The sequence below is a fragment of the uncultured Bradyrhizobium sp. genome (genome assembly GCF_936928535.1).
Taxonomy (GTDB): Bacteria; Pseudomonadota; Alphaproteobacteria; order Rhizobiales; family Xanthobacteraceae; genus Bradyrhizobium.
In genome coordinates, this window is sequence record NZ_CAKZHY010000105.1 from 1 (window position 1) to 6,513 (window position 6,513).

General features: G+C 63.3%; 3 protein-coding genes. 2 read left to right on the plus strand and 1 reads right to left on the minus strand.

Annotated features, from left to right (window positions below):
- Window positions 1–146: 146 nt before the first annotated feature.
- Both Q0687_RS22655 and Q0687_RS22660 read left to right on the plus strand, forming a co-directional pair.
- Window positions 147–329, plus strand: coding sequence for a hypothetical protein (locus Q0687_RS22655; protein ID WP_298881591.1), 183 nt, complete (start codon window positions 147–149; stop codon window positions 327–329).
- A 191-nt stretch (window positions 330–520) separates the two neighbouring features.
- Window positions 521–5,155 (plus strand): hypothetical protein, encoded by a 4,635-nt coding sequence (locus Q0687_RS22660; protein ID WP_298881594.1) that lies wholly within the window; start codon window positions 521–523, stop codon window positions 5,153–5,155.
- 14 nt (window positions 5,156–5,169) lie between these two features.
- On the opposite strand, the gene Q0687_RS22665 is transcribed toward Q0687_RS22660, so the two are convergent.
- On the minus strand, window positions 5,170–6,369 hold the full coding sequence (locus Q0687_RS22665) for an MFS transporter (protein ID WP_298881596.1): 1,200 nt from the start codon (window positions 6,367–6,369) through the stop codon (window positions 5,170–5,172).
- Between the last annotated feature and the right edge of the window lie 144 nt (window positions 6,370–6,513).

The following is a 6,513-nucleotide window of genomic DNA, read 5'->3' on the forward strand; positions in this document are numbered from 1 at the left end:
GTGCGCCAACTACTTCAGAAATTCAGGATATCAAACCTAATGCCATCACGCTTTAAGGCCCGGTGAGGCACCCTCCCCAGTGGCTGTGCCCGCGGCAAGTTCGTGCGACTGGGAGGCCTCACACCACAAAATGAAAGTTTGAAAGTGTGGGCCAGTTCATAGAACCGCTGGCGCCGGAACAGCACAGTTGGAATTTCAAAGTAGCGACTTGGGCTGGCGGCGCCGCCGGCTTTGCGACCGACAGCATGGGGCAAATTCTTGTGGCCGAGCTGGCCGACCTCATCGACGACGCCTCGACCAAAAGATGTATTGAATCAAATAGTGCGTAAAAGTGGCATTTCGGCTCCGGCCGTGACGACAGTCCGGCCGCCAGCCATCAGGGAGGCAGGACATGCGGCGCGATTTGACGATCAAGACCGGCCGCATGGCCGGCACGTCGGACTTCAGGGTGTTGGCTCCGATCAAGAAGGGGTTCGTGCCGTCCCTGGACGCGACCACCTACAAGACGCGCGTCAAATACGTGCTGCGGGCGCTGAATGGCGGTCGCGCGAGCGCGTATGAATACGAACTGGCCCGGGTCCTGTCAGACTCCGTGGACCGTGTCGGACGCATCCACTCCGTAGGCATCGCCGTGCTCGAGCCCGCGGACGATGCCGAAGACGCCGTGGACTATGTGCTGCTGACAGCAACGTTCGACGGCTCCTGGGAGGCCTATGTCCGCGTCATCTGGCAGAAGGCCGCGCGCCTGCTCGATCTTATCTTCTGCAATACCGAGGGCTATGTCCTCGGCTACGAAAACACCTATGAGGACTGGGGCATATGGCTGAAGAGCCGGCAGAGTGAAGCCTACTTCCTCTACACCACGCCAGACCTGACCGTGGATGACACCCGCTTCCTGCGGATGGAAGAGCGGGTTTATCGGCGCGCCTTGGGCGCCGATGCTGATCGGATCGTCACGGAAATCAAGATTCCCTCGCCGGAAGAGATTGCGCGACGATCCATATTCCAGGTGGATGGGCTGATCGGCGTCGATCCCACCAACGCTGGCTTCAGCAAGCCCCTCACCCTCGAAGCCGCCGGCCGGCCCCCGTTCCGTCACGGCGTACGCGCACTGGCCGGGCTCTACCATCTGGCCGATTTCTACCCGCCCGGCACGCATGATGGGGTGATCCTGCACCGTGCGGCGCATGAGCTGCTGCCGGAATTCGTCGCTATGATCAACGATGGCAACAGCTACGCCGTAGGCATCGGTCGCGCGCGCCTGCGCATTGACGAGGCGATAACCTGGCTGATGAAACCGCCTGATGTCGCGGGGCCGCGGGTCGACCTGCCTTCGATCCCGGACAACGAACAGAATTTAAAGGATCCCGGCAACGTTCAGGCCGGGATTGTGAAGGCCTACCCGGATTCGGACCATGGCGGTCTGCTGTTGTTGCAGTTTGCGACGCCAGCCGCGCTCGCCGCGTTCTTGAACGTCCTGAAAGTGACGACCGAAGCCGACGCCCTGAACCCGGGTCAGATCGTCACCAACATCGCCTTCACGGTCGAGGGCCTGCGTCACGCCGGACTGACGGATGACGAGGTGCGCAGCCTGCCGGAGGAATTCGTGCAAGGCATGGAACGGCGCGCCGGCCTTTTGGGCGACGTGCGCTGGAATCATCCCGGGCGATGGCGCCTGCCGGCGAGCAACTGGGCGCTCGGGGTCAATGCGCCGGACCTGCCTGCAGACGACCCCACACCGCGCATCGACCTGGGCTCCGTTCACGCCATGCTTCAGCTGCGCCATCTGTCCACGGCGACGCCGATAGCGGAGACGAGAGCCGCGTTGCTGGCCGAGATGAAACGTCTGGTCGGCGTGGATTCCGGCGTAAGGCCGCTCTCGATCCAGTGGATGCAGCGGCAGCGCGATGCGTCCGGCTCCGTGCTGGACCATTTTGGCTTCAAGGACGGCACCTCCAACCCGGTGCTCAACAAGCGCGATGCCGGCCTGCGCTATTCCAATCAGGTGCATCTCGGCGAGATCCTGTGCGGCTATCCGAACGTGGCCGACAAGACCGCGCCCTTGAGCGACAGCAGCAATCGCGCGCACGTAATGCTTCGCGACGGCAGCTTTATGGCGCTGCGCAAGCTGCGCCAGGATATCGAGGAGCTGGAGGAGGTCCTGCTTCGCAGTACGCGGCAGGCCACCGACGCGGCAGCCGCCGGTGATCCCACCCCGCCCCTGACGCGTGAGACGTTTCTGGCCAAAATGATGGGGCGCTGGCCCACCGGCCACCCGAAGGCAGGCGAGCCGCTGACCCCTACTCCACCGCCCGGCCCTGAATTCAACGACTTCAACTATGATTACGACGCCAAGGCCCAGCTATGCCCGTTTCACGCGCACATCAGGCGCGCCAATCCGCGGGTGCGATTGACACGGGCCGATGGCGGCGCCCGGCCGCCGCGCATCGTCCGACGCGGCATGTCCTACGGCCCGCCCGTCAAGCGCAGTGACTCCCAGGCAGCCAAGGATGCCCTGCAACAGGAGCGCGGTCTCGTCTTCATGGCCTACAACGCCAGCCTCGGCGAACAGTTCGAGGTTGTGCAGAGTTGGCTCGCCGGCGGCAACAGCTCGGGCGGCTCCTCCGGGGAGAGCGATCCCTTCCTGGGCCTCGCTGAAGCTGGCCGGCTCCGGCATTTCCGTTTCGAGCACCAAGGCCAGACCGTTCGCATGGCGCTCGACGGCTCGGACCGGCTCCACGACGAACCCCGCCCGTTCGTTCGTCTGGAATGGGGAGCGTATTTCTTTGCGCCATCGACGACGGCATTGGTGAGCTTGCAGCAATGGGCTGCGAGCCAGGGGCGCAAGCCGCTGGTGCCATGGAGCGTCGACGACGGCGAGAAGGAGATCGCACGGCTGCGCGAGATCGAGCGCGTCCAGGGCGAAGCCGTGGCGATGGCAGGGTGGAAGACGGCGATCGAAGATCCGGATTCGGCTGCGAATTTCATCAATTCGTCGATCTGGGCGGCGATCCGCGAGCGCCACGGCGGCGTCCTCCGCACACCTTTCGGGGTGCTGGTGGCCGACCGGGACATGGTCACGCAGGTGCTGACCGATCCCTATCGCCATTTGACGATCACCGGCTATCTCCCCCGCATGCAAGTGTCGTTCGGCATTCTCTATCTCGGCCGCGACCCCGGGCAGGAAGACCAGGCCTACGAGAAGGAATCCGTCGTCTGCAATGACGCCATCATGGCGCTCGACCAGCCAGCCGCATTCGCGCTCGCGCGAGCGACCACGCAGGAAGTCCTGAAAACTCTGGTCGAGCTATCGATCAAATTTGCCAAGGACGATGGCGAAGCGAGTTGGGAGCTGACGATCGATGTGCGCGAGCTGCTGGAGCCGCTGCTGGCCGTGTTCTGCGAGGAATGGTTCGGGCTGACTGAGAAAGACGGTTTCTTCCGCAAGCAAGGCTATCGCTGGGACTGGACACCCGACCAGCCGCCGAACTATCCCGGACATTTCCTGTCGCCCTCGCGCTACATCTTCCAACCGCATCCCAATCAGCAGGTGGAGGCGATTGGCGCTGCGCATGGCTCGGCGGTTCGGACCGCCATGATCGGTTTCCTCGATCGCTTCAAGACAACGATCACAGCGCCTGTCACGCGGGCCGTGCTCGATTCTCAACGCGCCCAGGGCGACATCCCCTATGTAGCGCGCACCGTTGCCGGCTCGATGATGGGCTTCATTCCGACCGTCGAAGGCAATTTGCGCAGGATCCTGAATGAATGGCTGCGCGAAGGGACCCTGTGGTCGTTGCGCGCGCGCTATGCCGGCACGGCCGCAGCTGATTACACCGATGCTCTGAATCGGTTGAGAGACGACTTCATCCCGGCGATGCAGCTGCGTGCGGTGCCCGAATTGATATGGCGGACGGCTGTGGCGTCGTTCGCGTTGGGAACGGGCGAGCACACGGTCGATGTCAAGCCAGGTGACATCGTCGTCGCCGGCGCGGTCTCCGCCACCCAGCAAAATCTCGTCGACGGCCGTCAGGATCTCTATCACGCCTTCGGCGGTAACCGCTGGGTCGCGGGCCATCCCACGCATGCGTGTCCCGGCGCGCATCCGGCGCTGGCCGTGATGCTCGGCTTCTTCAGCGGGCTGGTGGAATCGACGCTACCGTTGCGCGCCGGCCCGGCTCCGCTGACGCTGAGTTTGGACGGAAGGCTGCCGGAAAACCCCGGCTCCCCCCTCACCCTTGCCCTGGAGACCAGCATGCTGACCGCGAACGATTTTCGTGCATTCGATTTACGTTCGGCACCCATTGCAGCACTCCACGATCCCCATGAATATCAGATCCGGAGCGCCAACCTATTGCCGCGCATCGCCACGGCTGAGCTGGTGACGTTAGGTGATTCATGGCTGTTCAAATTCCCGTTTGGCCTTCGTCCAAGCCTTACTTCATCACTCGAGAAGCTCGGATACGCTGCGGCAGACAGTCATCGCTTCGGCACATCCGGTGCGCGCCTGGAGGATATGGCCGGCCCCAATAGCCTGGACGCACTGAGAAACTGCTTCCAAAACCCCGATCCGTTCGTGCCGCCACCGCAGGCGTTGCTGATCGGCGGCGGCGGAAACGACATCGTCGCTGGCTACACCACGCCGTCGAGCACGCCGCTCTACAAGATGCTGCTTCAAGCGCCCCCCGCCGGCACCGACCCGTTGATCGAGAGTGAGGTTCACGCGTTTATCGACGTCAAGATCGCGAACTTCTACCGGACCATCCTCGATTGCCTCGTCAACGAGCTGAACACCAACATTCCCATCCTGATCCACGATTACGATCATTCGATTCCCGACAACCGCCCGGATCCGGCTGCAGGGCCCTGGCTGCACCCGATCTTCAACGCACGCGGCATCACCGATCCGGCGGTATCGCAAGGCGTGATACGACGTCTGATCGACAGGGTGGGCGCGATGGTGGCAACGGTCGCAACCAGCTATCCGGGCCACGTATTCCCCGTCAAAACCGCGGGCACGCTGGAAGCGGATCCTCGTTTTCCGCAAAATTACAAGCTGCTGTGGGCCAATGAATTCCATCCGACCGAGGCCGGCTACGACCTGCTCGCCAAGGTGGTCGCCGATAAGCTGAAGACCGATTTCAATATCGGCTGACGCGGGCGCGGCCGTTAGGCCGCGCCTTCCTCGACCGCCGGAGCCGACCGGGGCGCGGAAACCAGCGCGGCGAAGCCCCCGAGCAGCGGAAGGGTGACAAAAAGAGCGACCGCAGCGACATCGAAGGCGATGCCCGCACCGCCGGCACGATGCGCAAAGACGCCCGCGATCGGCGGCAACGCCAGCATGCTGCCGTAGAACGCGGTGAAATAGATTCCCATTCCGACCGCGCGCGCCTGAACGGGAAGCGCCCATGTCGGAAGGCTCGCGAACGTCGCTCCGGATAGGCCGGCCACCAGCCCTAGTCCTGCGAAGATGAGAACGTCGTGGTCGGACAACGGAACGGCTGCCATCCCGACCGCGGCGAGCAGCAGGGATGCGGCAGCGATCCAGATGCCGGAGCCTCGCCGGATCGCAAGCGCGCCGCCGATCGGGATGGCCGCGATGGTGGTCCACAGCGCGACGCTGACGTGAGAGGCGGCGATTTCGGCCGTATAACCTCTCTCGGTGAGAAGCAGCGGACCGAACGCAAACGCATTGGCGAAAGTGGCGTTGGCAGTGCCGGCGACGAGGCCTGCAAGGACCACCGCGGCCGTGACGGCCCCGCTTGGGAAGGCCGCGGACAACGGCGCGCCCTGTCGTGCCTGCTTCGGCAGCGCGAACAACAGGATTAGCGCCATCAGGGTCAGGATCACCAGTGCTACCGACGCTCCGATCAGCCCGAATTTGTCCGCGATCGGCGGCAACGCGATCAACGCCAGCGCTATCCCGCACGGCCACGAGCCGGCGAGAGCCGCCATCGCAAGGCCGAACTGTCTACCAATGAACATATCGGCGATCATCTTGGTGCCAGCGATGGTAAACACCACTGCGCCCGTGCCCGCGATGACTCTAGCCAGCAGGCGTGCGTTCCATTCGTTCGACTGATCGACGAGAGCGCCGGCGAACATCAGCGCCGCGCACAGGAGAAGCGTCGTTCGTTCGCCGAGCCTTTGGACCACTATTCCCCCAGGTAGCGCAACCAGGACGCTGGGCGCCAAATAGGCGCCGACCAGGATGCCGAGCTGGGCATAATCGAGGCCCTCCGCTCGTAGCAGCGGGCCGAGCGCTCCGACGCTTTCGAACTGCATGCCCATGACGCAACGCGCCGTGAAAAGCAGCGCTAGAATTCGCCATTTCGATTCCACAGGTCTCTCCGCATCCGACGGTTGCATCTAGCCAGTGTCACGTCGAAGTTCGCGAGAAGCAAGCCGCGATCTCGCCTTGACAAGGATCTTGAGCTCAAAAAATCGAAGAATACGGCCTAGACGATCGATTCCAAGAAACCTGCGCTGGAACTGATTGAGTGTTGGCGGATT